This window comes from Streptomyces sp. NPDC048185, from assembly GCF_043202495.1.
Taxonomy (GTDB): Bacteria; Actinomycetota; Actinomycetes; order Streptomycetales; family Streptomycetaceae; genus Streptomyces.
Window position 1 is genome coordinate 1 of record NZ_JBIDAN010000024.1, and the last position, 15,655, is coordinate 15,655.

Below are 15,655 nucleotides of genomic sequence, written 5' to 3' on the forward strand. Positions count from 1 at the left end.
GGGGTCCCGCCGCGGGGCCGCGACACCATCGCCCCAACCAGGGGTACGGTGTGTCCCGTTTGGGGGTTAGCGCCGGTTCACCCCCCCCCGGTCAGCGGGCGGGGGGGCCCGGCCCCGCCCCCCCGGGCGGGCCCCCGCCGGTGCAGAAGGGCACCTCTCATGCTCACGTCCGTACCCATCGGCTGGCTGTGGCTGCTGGCCGCGGCGGCCACCGCCCTGTCGAGTTGCGCCCTGGGCAGCTGGATCCCCCTGCGGGGGTTCCGCATCGCCTTCCCGGCGGTCATGGTCGTGGGCGGCGCGTTCCTGGTCGTCGTCTGCCGGTCGCAGGGCATAGGCCTGGCCGGAGCGCTCGTCATGTACGCGTGCGCCCACATCGGCCTGACCCTCGGCCTGCTCCCCCAGCGGAGGATGTTCGCGGAGATCCTCGAACGGTGGCGCAGGGGCGAGGCGACGGACCACATCAGGCCGCCGCGCCGGCATCTCGCCTTCTTCGCGGTCTGCCTGGTCGGCGTCCTCTTCGCGGGCTTCGCACTGACCCGCTGACCCGGGGGACGCGCTGCCCCACCACAGGGGACACGCCCGGGACCGCAGGGACACGGACGTGAGAGGGGGCGCCCGGCCGAAGCCGGGCGCCCCCTCTCACATTCCGACCGGCGGGCCTACTCCCCCAGCAGCGTCCGCACGCGGTCCTGTCCGACCGCCAGCAGCAGCGTGGGCAGGCGCGGGCCGGTGTCGCGGCCGACGAGCAGGTGGTACAGCAGCGCGAAGAAGGTCCGCTGGGCGGTCTTGATCTCCGGCGGCAGTTCCTTCGGCGTGGCGTCGGCGGAGAACCCGGCCTGGACCTTGGGCACGCCGTAGACCAGGTGGGTGAGCCCGTCCAGCGACCAGTGCTCGGCCAGGCCGTCGAGCAGCAGCCGCAGCGACTGCCGGGACGGCTCGTCGAGGGACTTCAGCAGCTCGGCGTCGGGCTCGTCGCGGACGACGGTGCGCTGGTCGGCGGGGACGTGGGTGTTGATCCACGCCTCGGCCTTGTCGTAGCGCGGCCGGGCCTCGGCCAGCGAGCCCAGCGGGTTCGCCGGGTCGAGCTCGCTGAGGATGCGCAGCGCCTGGTCCTCGTGGCCGGCGGTGATGTCGGCCACGGACGCGAGCGTCCGGTACGGCAGCGGCCGGGGCGTGCGCGGCAGCTCACCGGCGGCCGTGCGCACCGCGCGCTCGTACGCGGCGACGTCGGCGGGCAGGGCGCTGCCGTCGGCCACCTTGGCGTCCAGGCGGTCCCACTCGTCGTAGAGCCGCTGGATCTCCTGGTCGAAGGCGATCTTGAAGGACTGGTTGGGCCTGCGGCGGGCGTACAGCCAGCGCAGCAGCTGCGGCTCCATGATCTGCAGGGCGTCGCCCGGGGTGGGCACGCCGCCCTTGGACGAGGACATCTTCGCCATGCCGCTGATGCCGACGAAGGCGTACATCGGGCCGATCGGCTGCTCGCCGCCGAAGATGCCGACGATCTGCCCGCCGACCTGGAACGACGACCCGGGGGACGAGTGGTCGACACCGCTGGGCTCGAAGATCACGCCCTCGTACGCCCACCGCATCGGCCAGTCGACCTTCCAGACCAGCTTGCCGCGGTTGAACTCGCTGAGGCGGACCGTCTCGGAGAAGCCGCAGGCGGTGCAGGCGTACGTCAGCTCGGTCGAGTCGTCGTCGTACCCCGTGACCGTCGTGAGGTCCTTCTCGCAGTTGCCGCAGAACGGCTTGTAGGGGAAGTACCCGGCGGAGCCGGAGCTGCCGTCGTCCTCGGCGGCGGCGCCGGAGCCCTCCGCGGCCTCCAGTTCGGCCTCGTCGACCGGCTTCTGCTGCTGCTTCTTCGCCGGGGCCTTCTTGGTCCGGTACTGGGCGAGGATCGCGTCGATGTCCCGCCGGTGCTTCATGGCGTGCAGGATCTGCTCGCGGTAGACGCCGGAGGTGTACTGCGCGGTCTGGCTGATCCCGTCGAACTCCACGCCGAGCTCGGCCAGTGCCTCGACCATGGCGGCCTTGAAGTGCTCGGCCCAGTTGGGGTGGGCGGAGCCCTCGGGCGCCGGGACGGAGGTCAGCGGCTTGCCGATGTGCTCGGCCCAGGTCTCGTCGACGCCGGGGACACCGGCCGGCACCTTGCGGTAGCGGTCGAAGTCGTCCCAGGAGATCAGGTGCCGGACCTCGCGGCCGCGGCGGCGGACCTCGTCGGCGACCAGGTGCGGCGTCATGACCTCGCGCAGGTTGCCCAGGTGGATGGGGCCGGAGGGGGAGAGGCCGGACGCGACGACGACCGGTTTGCCCGGGGCACGACGCTCCGACTCGGCGATGACCTCGTCCGCGAAACGGGAGACCCAGTCGGTGGTCTCTGTGCTCTGAGCCACGATCGGCACGTCCTCTTTCCTGAAACTTCTCCGGGAGCAGCCGGTACGGGTCGCACGGCTGACCGCTCCATTCTCCCAGCCCGGCGCGCATCCGCGAAAACCGCTTTTCACCGCATGGGATACTCGGTTTCTGTACTACTTCCAGGAACCCGAGCAGAACGGCAGCCACTCCATGGCCTCGGTCACGTCCCTCAGCGACTCCGTCCGGCAGCACCTCGCGTCCGCCCTCACGGCCACCCGGCCGGAGGCCGCCGGCGCGGACCCGCTGCTGCGACGAAGCGACCGGGCGGACTACCAGGCCAACGGCATCCTCGCCCTGGCCAAGAAGGCGAAGGCCAACCCGCGTGAGCTGGCGACCGAGGTCGTCGCCCACATCACGACCGGCGACGAGCTGATCAAGGACGTCGAGGTCTCGGGCCCCGGCTTCCTCAACGTCACCGTCGCCGACCGGGCGATCACCGCGAACCTCGCCGCGCGGCTCGCGGACGGCGAGCGCCTCGGCGTGCCGCTGAAGGAGGACGCGGGCGTCACGGTCGTCGACTACGCCCAGCCGAACGTGGCGAAGGAGATGCACGTCGGCCACCTGCGGTCGGCCGTCATCGGCGACGCCCTGCGCGGCATGCTCGACTTCACCGGCGAGCGGACGATCGGCCGGCACCACATCGGCGACTGGGGCACCCAGTTCGGCATGCTCATCCAGTACCTGTTCGAGCACCCCGGCGAGCTGGCCCCGGCCGAGGACGTCGACGGCGAGCAGGCCATGTCGAACCTCAACCGGGTGTACAAGGCGTCGCGCGCTGTCTTCGACGCGGACGAAGAGTTCAAGGAGCGGGCCCGCAAGCGGGTCGTCGCCCTCCAGTCCGGCGACAAGGAGACGCTGGAGCTGTGGCAGCAGTTCGTGGACGAGTCGAAGGTGTACTTCTACTCCGTCTTCGAGAAGCTCGACATGGAGATCCGCGACGACGAGATCGTCGGCGAGTCCGCGTACAACGAGGGCATGCCCGAGACCGCCCGCATCCTGGAGGAGACGGGCGTCGCGGTGCGCTCCGAGGGCGCTCTCGTGGTGTTCTTCGACGAGATCCGCGGCAAGGACGACCAGCCGGTCCCGCTGATCGTGCAGAAGGCGGACGGCGGCTTCGGCTACGCGGCCTCCGACCTGACCGCGATCCGCAACCGCGTCCAGGACCTGCACGCGACCACGCTGCTGTACGTCGTCGACGTGCGCCAGTCGCTGCACTTCAGGATGGTCTTCGAGACCGCCCGCCGGGCCGGCTGGCTGAACGACGACGTCACCGCGCACAACATGGGCTACGGCACGGTGCTCGGCGCCGACGGCAAGCCCTTCAAGACGCGTGCGGGCGAGACCGTGCGTCTGGAGGACCTGCTGGACGAGGCCGTACAGCGGGCCGCGCAGGTCGTGCGGGAGAAGGCGCGGGACCTCACCGAGGACGAGATCCAGGAGCGGGCCGCGCAGGTCGGCATCGGCGCCGTGAAGTACGCGGACCTGTCGACGTCGCCGAACCGCGACTACAAGTTCGACCTGGACCAGATGGTCTCGCTCAACGGCGACACCAGCGTCTACCTCCAGTACGCGTACGCCCGGATCCAGTCCATCCTCCGCAAGGCCGGCGAGGTCCGCCCCGCCGCCCACCCGGAGCTGGAGCTGCACGCGGCGGAACGTGCGCTGGGCCTGCACCTGGACGCGTTCGGGGACACGGTCTTCGAGGCGGCCGCGGAGTACGCCCCGCACAAGCTGGCCGCGTACCTGTACCAGCTGGCGTCGCTGTACACGACGTTCTACGACAAGTGCCCGGTGCTGAAGGCCGAGACGCCCCAGCAGGTGGAGAACCGCCTGTTCCTGTGCGACGTCACGGCCCGCACCCTGCACCGGGGCATGGCCCTGCTGGGCATCAGGACGCCCGAGCGGCTCTGAGCCGACACGCAGGGGAGGCGCGCACCCGCACGGGGTGCGAGCCTCCCTCGTCCGTTCCGGAGCCCGTCAGGCGTAGTAGCGGATCGTCCCGCGCAGCGCGGCCTCCGCGCCCTCGCAGTGCTGGACGAACGTGGCCGCGAAGGCCGTCACGGCACCGGCCTCGTCACGGGCCAGCCTGGTGATCGTCAGCGTGCCGGTGACCGTGTTGCAGCCGCGCCCGTTGCCGGAGACGCTGAACCCGGCCACCCCCTCGGAGTCGGTCCTTGCGATCGGATAGGTGCGGCCCGCCTCGAACACCGCACCGGTGGGCGGCGTCATGAGCGCCGAGAAGTCCTCCCGCTTCCCCTCCACGTTGTACTGGAGCCCCCTGCCGCCGGCCCAGGGCCGCAGGCCGAAGATGCTCGTCGCGCCGCTGTGGGTGCCGCTCGCACCCCGCGCGATCCAGTCGTCGGGGTCGGACGAGTAGGAGTAGGACAGCGGGAAGGCGTTGTACTTGACCGTGCCCTTCAGGGCCGGCGCGGTGGCACTCCCGCAGCGCTGGACGTAGGTGGCGTCGAGGACGGTGACCGCCCCCGAGGCATCGGTCTCGATCTGGTTGACGGAGAACCGGCCGTAGACGTCGTCACAGCTGCGGCCCGCGCCGCCGACGTCCAGCCCCGGCGCGCGGCCCGTGCGGAACGCCGCCTTCTCCACGTCGCGGTAGACGCCCGGGCGGAGGGTGTCGCCCTTGGGTGCGGCGAGTTCCACCTCCCACCAGGTGTCGTCGGTCAGCAGCCGGAGCCGGACCCGCTCGGCCGTCCCCGTCACGCCGATGGTGGCCGTGGCGGGAGTGAAGGCGACGCTGCCGCCCTGTCCGACGTAGTCACCGGCCTCGCTGGTGTGGCGGTACGCCGTCGTGGCGACCGGCGTGCCCGCGGCCGCCTGCGCCGGTGCCGTCAGGCCCACCGTCACGCCGGCCACCGCGGTCAGTCCCGCCAGTGCGCCGGCCGCCTTGCGTCGCCACCCGGTGCGGATACGCACGGATGTCTCCCCCTCCATGAGACGGGGCACCCCTGGAAGTGCCCCAACAAGTGCTGCATGACGTCCAGTTGCTATCCCCGAACGCTTCACACAAACCACTGGAAGCACACAGTCCGCAACACGTCACCCCGGGCACGGACGCGTCACCGGCCGGTCAGCCGCAGCCCGTCCGGGGCGTCGATGCCGAACTCCTCCGCCAGCACCCGGCGCACCTGCGTGTCGTCGCCCGGTTTCCGTTCGGTGACCGTGCCGTCGGCGCGGGTCTCGGTGACGCGGTCGCCGTCGAGCAGCAGGTGCCCGTCCGCCGTGAGGCGCTGCACATAGGGGCGGCGGGCGAAGGGCGACCGGGGGTTCGTGGCGATGTGCCAGTTGATGACCTCGTAGTCGGGCTGCTCGAACGGCTCCAGCGTGAAGGCGTACTGCGCCTGCCAGCCGGCCTCCGCCGACGCCCCGTGCGCCTGGAGCACCCACATCCGCAGCGGCCCCCGGTGCGGTACGTGCACCAGCCGGTGCCGGCGCCCGGCGTCCCGGAACTCGGTGTCCGCGGTCAGCGGCACCGGCTCCAGCAGGGACCCGACGGCACCGAAGCCGACGTCGGCCAGGTACGGCCGGGGGTCGCCGGGGACCTCGGCCAGCAGGGCCATGTGGGTGCGGGGCCGGTCCTCGATCCGGTCGGCGCCGACGACGACCCGCGCGGTCAGCCGGGTCACCCCGAACCCGAGCGCCTCCAGGGCGAGCGCCAACAGCGTGTTGTGCTCGTAGCAGTACCCCCCGCGCCGCCGCCCGTGGACCAGCTTCGCCATGAGGTCGGCCGGGGCGAGGGAGGGGGCGGTGCCGCCCAGGGCGTCGAGGTTCTCGAACGGGATCGCCCTCAGATGGGCGAGGTGGACGCCCCGCAGGGTGGCCACGTCGGCCCGCCGCTCCCCCTCCCAGCCGATCCGCCCGAGGTACGCGTCGAGGTCGAACGGTGTGGTCCGTGCGCTGTCAGCCATACCGCCACCCTAGGGACGCGCCGCCCACCCCGTCCGCCGTCCACGGCCGGACCGGCCCCCGGCTTTTCGTCCTAGGCCGACAGACCCAGGTCCCCCAGCGCCGCGCCCAGCCTCCGCAGCCCCTCCGCGATCTCGTCCGGTGTCTGCGTGACGAAGCACAGCCGCATCGTGGCGCGGTCGGGCTCACCGGCGTAGAAGGGGGCGCCGGGGACGTAGGCCACGTCGTGCCCGACCACGCCGGGCAGCAGCGCCGTGGTGTCGTACCCCTCCGGCAGCCGTACCCACACGAACATGCCGCCCTCGGGACGGGTCCACTCCGACCCCGCCGGCAGCGCCTCCGCCAGCCCCGCGAGCATGGCGTCCCGGCGCTCCCCGTAGGCGGCGGCGACACGGGCGACGTGGGCGTCCAGGTCGCTGTCGGCCAGGTACCGGGCGGCGGCGAGCTGGTTGACGGTCGGGGTGTGCAGGTCGGCGGCCTGCTTGGCGACCGCGCAGGCCCGGCGCAGCCCGGCGGGCGCCCGCAGCCAGCCCAGACGCAGACCGGGCGCCATCACCTTGGAGAAGGAGCCCAGCAGCACGGTGCGGTCCCGGGCACCCTCGTAGGAGGCGATCCACGGCACCCGCTCGCCCTCGAAGCGCAGTTCCCCGTACGGGTCGTCCTCGACGATCCACACCCCGCACCGGCCGGCGACCTCGGCGACGGCGGCACGGCGGGCGGCGGGCATGGTGCGGCCGGTCGGGTTCGAGAAGGTGGGCACGGTGTAGAGCAGCTTGGGCCGCTCGCGCACCACCAGCTCCTCCAGCGCCACGGGGTCGATCCCGTCCTGGTCACCGGGCACGGCGATCACGCGGGCGCCCGCGAAGCCGAAGGCCTGGAGCGCGGCCAGGTAGCAGGGGCTCTCGACGAGCACCGTGTCGCCGGGTTCGACGAGGGCGGTGGCGAGCAGCGACAGGGCCTGCTGCGAGCCGGTGGTGACGAGGACGTCGTCGGCGTCGGTGTCCAGCCCGCGTGCCGAGGTCCGGGCGGCGAGCGCGGCCCGCAGGGTGGGCTCGCCCTCGGTGGTGGAGTACTGGAGCGCCTGCGCGGGCACCTCGGTGAGGACGGCCCGGTACGCGGCGGCGATGCCCTCCGCGTCGAACAGCGAGGGGGCCGGCAGCCCGCCCGCGAAGTTGATCACCTCGGGGCGGGCGGTGACGGCGAGGATGTCCCGTACCGGCGAACCGCCGATCGACCGGGTCCGCGCGGCGAGCGGCGGCAGGGATGCGGTGGCGGCGGTGGCGGCGTCCTGAGTCACTGTCATGGCCGCAGCCTAGGGAAGTACGTGCCGCCTACAAGGACGTTTCCGTGATGCGGACACGCGTGCGGATCAGGTCCCCTCGACGTACTCCCAGGCGTGGCTGCCGAGGGGATAGGCGTAGTAGGAAGCGTCCTTGGACGCGCTGGTGCGGAACGGCTTGCCGTGGTCGTCGATGCGCAGGGTGCCGTGCCGCTCCCCGCTCGACCACTCCAGCTCCAGGTACCAGCTGACGTCGTGGTCGCTGGTGTGCGCCTTGACGTGGAACACCTCGGGGTCGGACTCGGTGACCTTGTACGGGAAGTCCCGCTGCCCCGCGACCGGCATCGCCAGCGGGGTGCCCAGGTCCAGCGCGACGTCGAAGGACGCGGTGTCCACTCCGCCGCCGCAGCCGTTGCCCATCACGTACTGGTTCCAGTCCAGTGCGGGGCTGCTGCTCACCACGCGGACGTGCAGGTCCTCCAGGACCACGGTCTCCTCGCCGGTGCCCTGCACGGTGAGGCGGACCGTCTGCCGGTTCGCGGACACCGCGCCGTACGCCGTGGCCCAGCCGACCGCGTCCTGCTGCGGGGGCGGGGGCAGCACGTTCTGCGGGCTGCGGTCGACCAGGAAGGCGTGGTCGCAGGGGGAGTCCCAGAAGTACGGGGTGGTCGCCACGGTGAGCGCCGGGCCGGCGGCGGGGGCGGGGCGGCCGGACGCTGCCTTGCTCTCGCGCGACGCGGGCGCCGAGGCGGACGCGGAGGAGGAGGGCGACGGGGACGCGGACGCCGAGGCGGAGGCGGAGGCGCTCGCGCTCGGCGACGCCGTCCGGGTGGCGGCGGTCCCGGAGACCGGCGCGGTGGCCGACACGGTGGCCCCGGCGGCCCCGGCCGGACCGTGCTGCCCGCCGTCACCGGTGCCCGGCACGAGGTTCGCCACCAGCGCCACCGCACCGGCGATGACGACGACACCGGTCGCGGCGTAGAGGGCGGTGCGGTGCCGCCGCCGGCGCGACGGAGCGGGGCGCTCCGCTGCGGAGGGCTCGTCCAGGTCGTAGGAGCCGTCCCCCGACCCGCCGTCGGACGCCGGCCCGATGCCCACCGCCGCCCCGGAACCGCCCCCCGCCCCGGGGGCGGACGCCGGCCCGTGAGCGGAAGCCGACCCGGGGGTGGAAGCCGAGCCTGGTCCGGAGCCCGGTCCATGCGCGGAAGCCGACCCGGGGGTGGAGGCCAATCCATCCGCGGAAGCCGACCCTGCGGTAGACGCCGGTCCATGTACGGAAGCCGACCCGAGGGTGGAAGCCGACCCTGGGCCGGACACCGGTCCATGCGCGGAAGCCGACCCGGGGGCGGAGGCCGATCCATCCGCGGAAGCCGGCCCTGCGGCGGACGCCGGTCCAGGTGCGGACGTCGGTCCCGTGGCGGACGCCGGTCCAGGTGCGGACGTCGGTCCCGTGGCGGACGCCGGTCCAGGTGCGGACGTCGGTCCCGTGGCGGCCTCCCACCCGGGGCCGGACGCCGACCCGGAACCGGGCGCCGACCCGGGACCGGACGCCGGCCCGGAACCAGGCACCGGCTCGGAGCTGGACGCCGGCCCGGAACCAGGCACCGGCTCGGAGCTGGACGCCGGTTCAGGGGCAGACGTCTGGGCGGGAGCCTGTCCCGGCGTCGGCGCGGCGCCTTCCGCCGCTCCGGCCGCCCCCGCCGCCCCCGCCGCTTCCGCCGCCCCCGCCGACGGCGTCTGCCGCCCGGTGTCCTCCGCCTTCTTCACGCCGCGCAGCGCATCCGCACGGATCCAGCGGCGATGCAGTTCGAGCAGTTCCTCAGGGGTCGCCCGGCACACCCGGGCCAGCCGCTCGACGGGCCCGAACTCGACGGGTACGACCTCCCCGCTGACGTACCGATGCAATGTGGACGCGCTCATGTGCAGCCGCTTGCCCAAGGCCCCGTAGCTCAGCCCGGACCGTTCCTTGAGCTCCCGCAGCAGTCCCGCGAAGTCGTCCCCCGCCACCGTTTCTCCCTATCCCGCATCCCCGTACCGCATCCCAGAGGGACACCGTTTCCCCAGGTCAGAGCCGCTTTCGGCATCCCATTGTCCCGCATGCGGCGGCTCCGCTGGCGCGCGGGACGGCTCGGACCCCAAGCTGTGGTCATCCAAGCAGCCGCTCCCGGCGAACGGTCGAGCGGCTCACCCGACGTCCATCGAAACGGGGCCCCTTCATGTCCGCACGCACCACCCGTACCCGCCTGTTCGCCGCCACCACGGTCGCACTGGCCGCGCTCGCCCTGACGGCCTGTGAGGGCGGTTCGGACACGGGCGCCGAGAGCGTCCCGTCCACCTCCACCACGGCCTCGGACCGGGGCACCCCGTCCACCGGAACCTCCGCCTCCACGGGCGGGGAGAAGGGCTCGTCGGGTACGACGACGGGCTCGGGCGCCGGCACCCACGGGTCCACCGGTTCCTCCGGCTCCGCGGGCTCGACCGGCTCCTCGGGCTCCGGCGGCAAGGACGCTCCGTCCGGCACGGCCGGCGGCGACAGCGGCTCCGGCGCGCAGGGCGGCGGCGACGAGGACGACATGCCCGGCAACTGCTCCGCGTCCGACGTGAAGATCACGGCGCAGAAGGTGTCCCGCCCGCTCAACCACCTGCTGCTGACCGCGACCAACACCGGCGCGAAGACGTGCATGCTGCCCCCGTACCCGGCGGCCCGCTTCGGCGAGGCCCAGTCGGTGCCGCCGGTCGCGGAGGCGACCAAGCCGCAGTCGCTGACCGGGCTCGCGCCCGGCGAGGCCGGCTACGCCGGGGTGGTGCTGTCGGCCGGCGACGGCAGCGGCGAGAACGGCTACGAGACGAACACCCTCACCATCCCCTTCGAGGACGGCTCCGTCGCCACGGTCGCCCTGCCCGCCGGCGGCGTGTACGTGGACACCGCGCTGACGGTCACCTACTGGCAGACCGACATGGACGCGGCGCTCGGCTTCTGAAGGGGTGCCCGCACCTCGTGCGCGAGGCACCGGGGGAGGTCGCTCAGCGCAGGGTGCGAGCGACCTCGGTGGCCCAGTAGGTCAGGATGTTGCGGGCACCGGCCCGCTTGATGCCGGTGAGCGTCTCCAGGATGGCCCGGTCGCGGTCGATCCAGCCCTTCTCGGCGGCGGCCTCGATCATCGAGTACTCGCCGGAGATCTGGTAGGCGGCGACCGGCACGTCCACGGCCTCGGCGACCTTGGCCAGGATGTCGAGGTAGGGGCCGGCCGGCTTGACCATCACCATGTCGGCGCCCTCCTCCAGGTCCAGCGCCAGCTCCCGCATCGACTCGCGCACGTTGGCGCCGTCCTGCTGGTAGGTCTTGCGGTCGCCCTTGAGCGAGGACCCGACGGCCTCGCGGAAGGGCCCGTAGAAGGCGGAGGCGTACTTCGCGGTGTAGGCGAGGACGGCCACGTCCTCCCGGCCGATCTGGTCGAGCGCGTCGCGGATGACCCCGATCTGGCCGTCCATCATCCCGCTGGGACCGACCACGTGGGCGCCGGCGTCGGCCTGGACCTGGGCCATCTCGGCGTACCGCTCGAGCGTCGCGTCGTTGTCGACCCGGCCCTGGTCGTCGAGCACACCGCAGTGCCCGTGGTCGGTGAACTCGTCGAGGCACAGGTCGGACATGACGAGCAGTTCGTCCCCGACCTCGGCCCGCACGTCCCGCAGGGCGACCTGGAGGATCCCGTCCGGGTCGGTCCCCGCCGTCCCGGCGGCGTCCTTCTTGGCCTCCTCCGGCACGCCGAACAGCATGATCCCGGAGATCCCGGCCTCGACCGCCTCGGCGGCGGCCTTCTTCAGGCTGTCCCGGGTGTGCTGCACGACCCCGGGCATCGCCGCGATCGGCACCGGCTCGCTCACGCCCTCCCGCACGAAGGCGGGCAGGATCAGGTCGGCGGGATGCAGCCGCGTCTCGGCGACCATCCGACGCATGACGGGAGTGGTCCGAAGCCGCCGGGGCCGGGTACCGGGAAAGGATCCGTACGTCGTCATACCACCTACGCTACGCCCGCCCCCGCCGTGCCTTTGCCGACGCGGAGTCGGGCCCCGGGCCGTCCGATCGCGCCCGCGGACCGGAACCGATCACTTCCGAACGCTGTCCGAGCAGACGTGGCGGCTCTCCTCTTCCTGATCCTGACCCTCGCACCCCTCACGACCCCGTTCGTCGTCCTGAGCACCGCGACGGCGCTCGCCGTGCGCGCGTGGCGCCGGGACCCCGGCGACTGGAGGCGCCCGCCGGGCACCGGGTCGTTGACGCTGCTGACCGTGCTGGCCGGCGCGACCGCCCTCGGCGCCTACGCGTACGGGGTGGACCAGGGGTTCTACATCCTCGACCCCGACCAGATGTGCGCGGCCGCGGGCGCGCGCGGCGACCATGTGGTGACGCGGATGACGCTGCCGGTCAGCGTGCAGTGCGTCACACCGGACGGCGTGGGCACCGAGCTGGTGCCCGGCTGGGTGAACCCGGTCGTCCTCACCGGCCTGACGGTCCTCGTGCTCGCCCCCGCGGCGGCCGTCGCCCAGGCACTGCGCCGGGCACGGCCGCACCGCCGTGCTGGACAATCCGAGGACCCCCGCCCGTCCCGTGGCGGAGACACCGGACCCACCGGAGAGGGCTGACATGCGCCTGCGCTGCGCCGTACTCGACGACTTCCAGGACGTCGCCACCACCGTCGCCGACTGGAGCCCCGTCGGCGACCGGGTGGAGGTCACCGCCTTCACCGAGCACTTCGCCACCGAAGACGAACTGGCGGAGGCACTCGCGGACTTCGACATCGCGGTGACCCTGCGCGAACGCGTCCCGTTCCCCGCCTCGCTCCTCGACCGGCTGCCCCGGCTGAAGCTGATCGTCGCGTCCGGCATGCGCAACTCGGTCATCGACTGGGCGGCCGCCGAACGCAACGGCGTCACGGTCTGCGGCACGCAGAGCTCCCCCACCCCGCCGGTGGAACTGACCTGGGCGCTTCTCCTCGGCCTGGCCCGCGGCCTCGTGACGGAGAACAACGCCCTGCGGGCGGGCGGCCCGTGGCAGTCCACGGTCGGCGCGGACCTGCACGGCCGCCGCCTCGGCCTGCTCGGACTGGGCAAGATCGGCAGCAGGGTGGCGCGGGTGGGGCTCGCCTTCGGCATGGAGGTCACGGCCTGGAGCCCCCACCTCACCGAGGAACGCACGGACGAGGTCGGCGCCGCACTCGCGCCCTCGAAGGAGGAACTGCTGCGCACCAGCGACTTCGTCTCGCTCCACCTGGTGCTGGGCGACACCACCCGGGGCATCGTGGGCGCCGCCGACCTGGCCCTGATGAAACCGACCGCCTACCTGGTCAACACCTCCCGCGCCGCGCTCGTCGACCAGGACGCGCTGCTCACCGCCCTGCGCGAGGCCCGCATCGCGGGCGCGGCGGTCGACGTCTTCGACACCGAACCGCTGCCCGCCGACCACCCGATGCGCACCGCCCCGCGCCTGCTGGCCACCCCGCACCTGGGCTACGTCTCCCAGCGCAACTACGCCACGTACTACGGCCAGGCCGTCGAAGCCATAGCCGCCTACCTCACCGGCAGCCCGGTCCGCCGCCTCGGCTGAAGCCCCGCCCGGCTCGTGCCCCGCACCGGCAGCCGCGGCGCGACGGCCCGGCGTCCGCGCAGGGCCCGCCGGCAGCTACTCGCCGCCGCCGAGCGGGGGCCGGTTCGCACCGCCGTGCGGTTCCGGCTCGACGACGTCGCGGCGGCCGATGTTCTCCTCCTGCTCGGCTGCCGACAGGCCGGGATGGTGCAGGTCGAAGGCGGGCGACTCGCTGCGGATGCGCGGCAGGGTGACGAAGTTGTGCCGCGGCGGCGGGCAGGATGTCGCCCACTCCAGCGACCGGCCGTAGCCCCACGGGTCGTCCACGCCGACATCCCTGCCGTACTTGGCCGTCTTCCACATGTTGTGGAGGAACGGCAGCATCGAGGCCCCGAGGAGGAAGGACCCGATCGAGGAGACGGTGTTGAGGGCCGTGAAGCCGTCGGAGGCGAGGTAGTCCGCGTACCGCCGGGGCATGCCCTCGGCGCCCAGCCAGTGCTGGACCAGGAAGGTGGTGTGGAAGCCGACGAACAGCGTCCAGAAGTGGACCTTGCCGATGCGTTCGTCGAGCAGTCTGCCGGTGAACTTCGGCCACCAGAAGTAGAAGCCGGCGAACATCGCGAACACCACGGTGCCGAAGACCACGTAGTGGAAGTGCGCCACCACGAAGTACGAGTCGGAGACGTGGAAGTCCATCGGCGGCGAGGCCAGCAGGACCCCGGTCAGGCCACCGAAGAGGAAGGTGACGAGGAAGCCCAGTGCCCAGAGCATGGGCGTCTCGAAGGACAGACTGCCCTTCCACATGGTGCCGACCCAGTTGAAGAACTTCACCCCGGTCGGGACCGCGATCAGGAAGGACATGAACGAGAAGAACGGCAGCAGCACACCGCCGGTCACGAACATGTGGTGGGCCCACACCGTCACCGACAGACCCGCGATCGCCATCGTCGCGGCCACCAGGCCGAAGTACCCGAAGATCGGCTTCCGGGAGAAGACCGGGATGACCTCGGTGATGATGCCGAAGAACGGCAGCGCGATGATGTACACCTCCGGATGGCCGAAGAACCAGAAGAGGTGCTGCCACAGCAGCGCTCCGCCGTTGGCCGAGTCGAAGACGCGCGCACCGAACGTACGGTCCGCCTCCAGCGCCAGCAGGGCCCCGGCCAGCACCGGGAACGCCAGCAGGACCAGCACACCGGTCAGCAGGACGTTCCAGGTGAAGATCGGCATGCGGAACATGGTCATGCCCGGCGCGCGCATGCAGATGATCGTGGTGATGAAGTTGACCGAGCCGAGGATGGTGCCGAAGCCGGAGAAGGCCAGACCCATGATCCACAGGTCACCGCCGACACCGGGCGAGTGCACCACGTCGGACAGCGGCGAGTAGGCGAACCAGCCGAAGTCGGCCGCACCCTGCGGGGTGAGGAAGCCGCCCACGGCGATCAGCGAGCCGAACAGGTAGAGCCAGTAGGCGAACATGTTCAGCCGCGGGAAGGCCACGTCCGGGGCGCCGATCTGCAGCGGCATGATCCAGTTCGCGAAGCCGGAGAACAGCGGCGTCGCGAACATCAGCAGCATGACCGTGCCGTGCATCGTGAACGCCTGGTTGAACTGCTCGGTCGAGACGATCTGCAGGCCGGGCCGGGCCAGCTCGGCCCGGATCACCAGGGCCATCACGCCGCCGATCAGGAAGAAGGCGAAGGACGTGATGATGTACATGCTGCCGATGGTCTTGTGGTCCGTCGTCGTCAGCCACGAGACGACGACGCTCCCGGGCTTGCGCCGGGGTGGCTGGATCGTGGGACGGGAAGGGTGCTCCACTGCGGTCATGGGGGTCTCTCCTGGAACGGTCACCGATGGAGGACGGGCCGGCCCGAGGTCCGAGGCCGTCGAACGGGCGCGGCCGGATGGCCGGCCGGCCGCCGGTGCGGTGAGCCGGCCGCACGGGCCGCGCCGTCACGAGACCGCGGGAGCACCGGGCCCGGTCGGCCGCCGGCCGGCGCGCCGGGCACCGAGGCCCGTGGAGGCACCGGTTCGGCCGCCGCCCGGTCGGCGCAGTGCTTCCCCTCGGTGGTGAGCGGGACCTCCCGCTCGCCGGCGCGTGCCCCGGCCCGGCGGATCACGGGCTGCGACCGGGAAGCACGCCGCACCCGGACCGCGCGTCCGCGCGACGCCGGCGGGTGTCTGCTGTGGCGGCCATCGTCAGGTGTCCTCTCACGGGACCCATCTGACCGGCTGTCACCCGTCCTCGCATCTCGGGGAAGCGCGTGCCGTCCCCCGGACACCCAAAAGGGCGGGGGGGGGCGGCCCGCCCCCCCCCCCCCCCCCCCCCCCCCCCCCCGCCCCCCCCCGGCCCCCCCCCCCCCCCCCCCCCCCCGCCGCCCCCCCCCCCCCCCCCCCCCCCCCACCCCCCCCCCCCCCCCCCCCCCCCCCCCCCCCCCCCCACACCCCCCCCC

12 protein-coding genes and 1 pseudogene are annotated in these 15,655 nt (G+C 72.9%); 5 read left to right on the top strand and 8 right to left on the bottom strand.

Annotated elements, in window-relative coordinates:
- The first annotated feature begins 159 nt into the window (after window positions 1-159).
- Window positions 160-543, top strand: a complete 384-nt coding sequence (locus tag ACGF3H_RS36015; RefSeq protein WP_362492237.1) for a hypothetical protein — start codon at window positions 160-162, stop codon at window positions 541-543.
- 116 nt (window positions 544-659) lie between these two features.
- Here the strand turns inward: ACGF3H_RS36015 and lysS are convergent, their stop codons facing one another.
- Window positions 660-2,402 (bottom strand): lysine--tRNA ligase, encoded by a 1,743-nt coding sequence (gene lysS, locus ACGF3H_RS36020; protein WP_362492235.1) that lies wholly within the window; start codon window positions 2,400-2,402, stop codon window positions 660-662.
- Between the two features lie 163 nt (window positions 2,403-2,565).
- Here lysS and argS point away from each other — a divergent pair, with 163 nt between their 5' ends.
- On the top strand, window positions 2,566-4,326 hold the full coding sequence (gene argS / locus ACGF3H_RS36025; RefSeq protein ID WP_362492233.1) for an arginine--tRNA ligase: 1,761 nt from the start codon (window positions 2,566-2,568) through the stop codon (window positions 4,324-4,326).
- Between the two features lie 66 nt (window positions 4,327-4,392).
- Here the strand turns inward: argS and ACGF3H_RS36030 are convergent, their stop codons facing one another.
- From ACGF3H_RS36030 to ACGF3H_RS36050, 5 genes and pseudogenes are all read right to left on the bottom strand, one after another.
- The gene (locus tag ACGF3H_RS36030) at window positions 4,393-5,346 is read right to left on the bottom strand and encodes a hypothetical protein (protein ID WP_362492231.1); all 954 of its coding nucleotides are present in this window, start codon (window positions 5,344-5,346) and stop codon (window positions 4,393-4,395) included.
- Between the two features lie 143 nt (window positions 5,347-5,489).
- Window positions 5,490-6,338 carry an arylamine N-acetyltransferase gene (locus ACGF3H_RS36035; RefSeq protein ID WP_362492230.1) on the bottom strand — a complete coding sequence of 283 codons (849 nt, stop codon included), beginning with the start codon at window positions 6,336-6,338 and terminating at the stop codon, window positions 5,490-5,492.
- A 71-nt stretch (window positions 6,339-6,409) separates the two neighbouring features.
- Window positions 6,410-7,639 (bottom strand): PLP-dependent aminotransferase family protein, encoded by a 1,230-nt coding sequence (locus ACGF3H_RS36040; protein ID WP_362492227.1) that lies wholly within the window; start codon window positions 7,637-7,639, stop codon window positions 6,410-6,412.
- 66 nt (window positions 7,640-7,705) lie between these two features.
- Window positions 7,706-8,713 (bottom strand): transcriptional regulator, encoded by a 1,008-nt coding sequence (locus ACGF3H_RS36045; RefSeq protein WP_362492535.1) that lies wholly within the window; start codon window positions 8,711-8,713, stop codon window positions 7,706-7,708.
- 717 nt (window positions 8,714-9,430) lie between these two features.
- Window positions 9,431-9,622: pseudogene (locus tag ACGF3H_RS36050) on the bottom strand (helix-turn-helix domain-containing protein); the annotation flags it as partial.
- 209 nt (window positions 9,623-9,831) lie between these two features.
- Here ACGF3H_RS36050 and ACGF3H_RS36055 point away from each other — a divergent pair.
- The gene (locus ACGF3H_RS36055) at window positions 9,832-10,596 is read left to right on the top strand and encodes a DUF4232 domain-containing protein (protein WP_362492225.1); all 765 of its coding nucleotides are present in this window, start codon (window positions 9,832-9,834) and stop codon (window positions 10,594-10,596) included.
- A gap of 43 nt (window positions 10,597-10,639) precedes the next feature.
- On the opposite strand, the gene hemB is transcribed toward ACGF3H_RS36055, so the two are convergent.
- Entirely contained in the window at window positions 10,640-11,632 is a 993-nt protein-coding gene (hemB, locus tag ACGF3H_RS36060) for a porphobilinogen synthase (protein ID WP_362492222.1), read from the bottom strand.
- A 117-nt stretch (window positions 11,633-11,749) separates the two neighbouring features.
- On the opposite strand from hemB, the gene ACGF3H_RS36065 reads away from it, so the two are divergent.
- Both ACGF3H_RS36065 and ACGF3H_RS36070 read left to right on the top strand, forming a co-directional pair.
- On the top strand, window positions 11,750-12,259 hold the full coding sequence (locus ACGF3H_RS36065; protein WP_362492220.1) for a hypothetical protein: 510 nt from the start codon (window positions 11,750-11,752) through the stop codon (window positions 12,257-12,259).
- A 1-nt stretch (window position 12,260) separates the two neighbouring features.
- A complete protein-coding gene (locus ACGF3H_RS36070) occupies window positions 12,261-13,220 on the top strand; it encodes a D-2-hydroxyacid dehydrogenase family protein (protein ID WP_362492218.1) in 960 nt (319 codons plus the stop codon).
- A gap of 75 nt (window positions 13,221-13,295) precedes the next feature.
- Here the strand turns inward: ACGF3H_RS36070 and ctaD are convergent, their stop codons facing one another.
- Window positions 13,296-15,029, bottom strand: coding sequence for a cytochrome c oxidase subunit I (gene ctaD / locus ACGF3H_RS36075; RefSeq protein ID WP_362492215.1), 1,734 nt, complete (start codon window positions 15,027-15,029; stop codon window positions 13,296-13,298).
- Window positions 15,030-15,655: the final 626 nt, after the last annotated feature.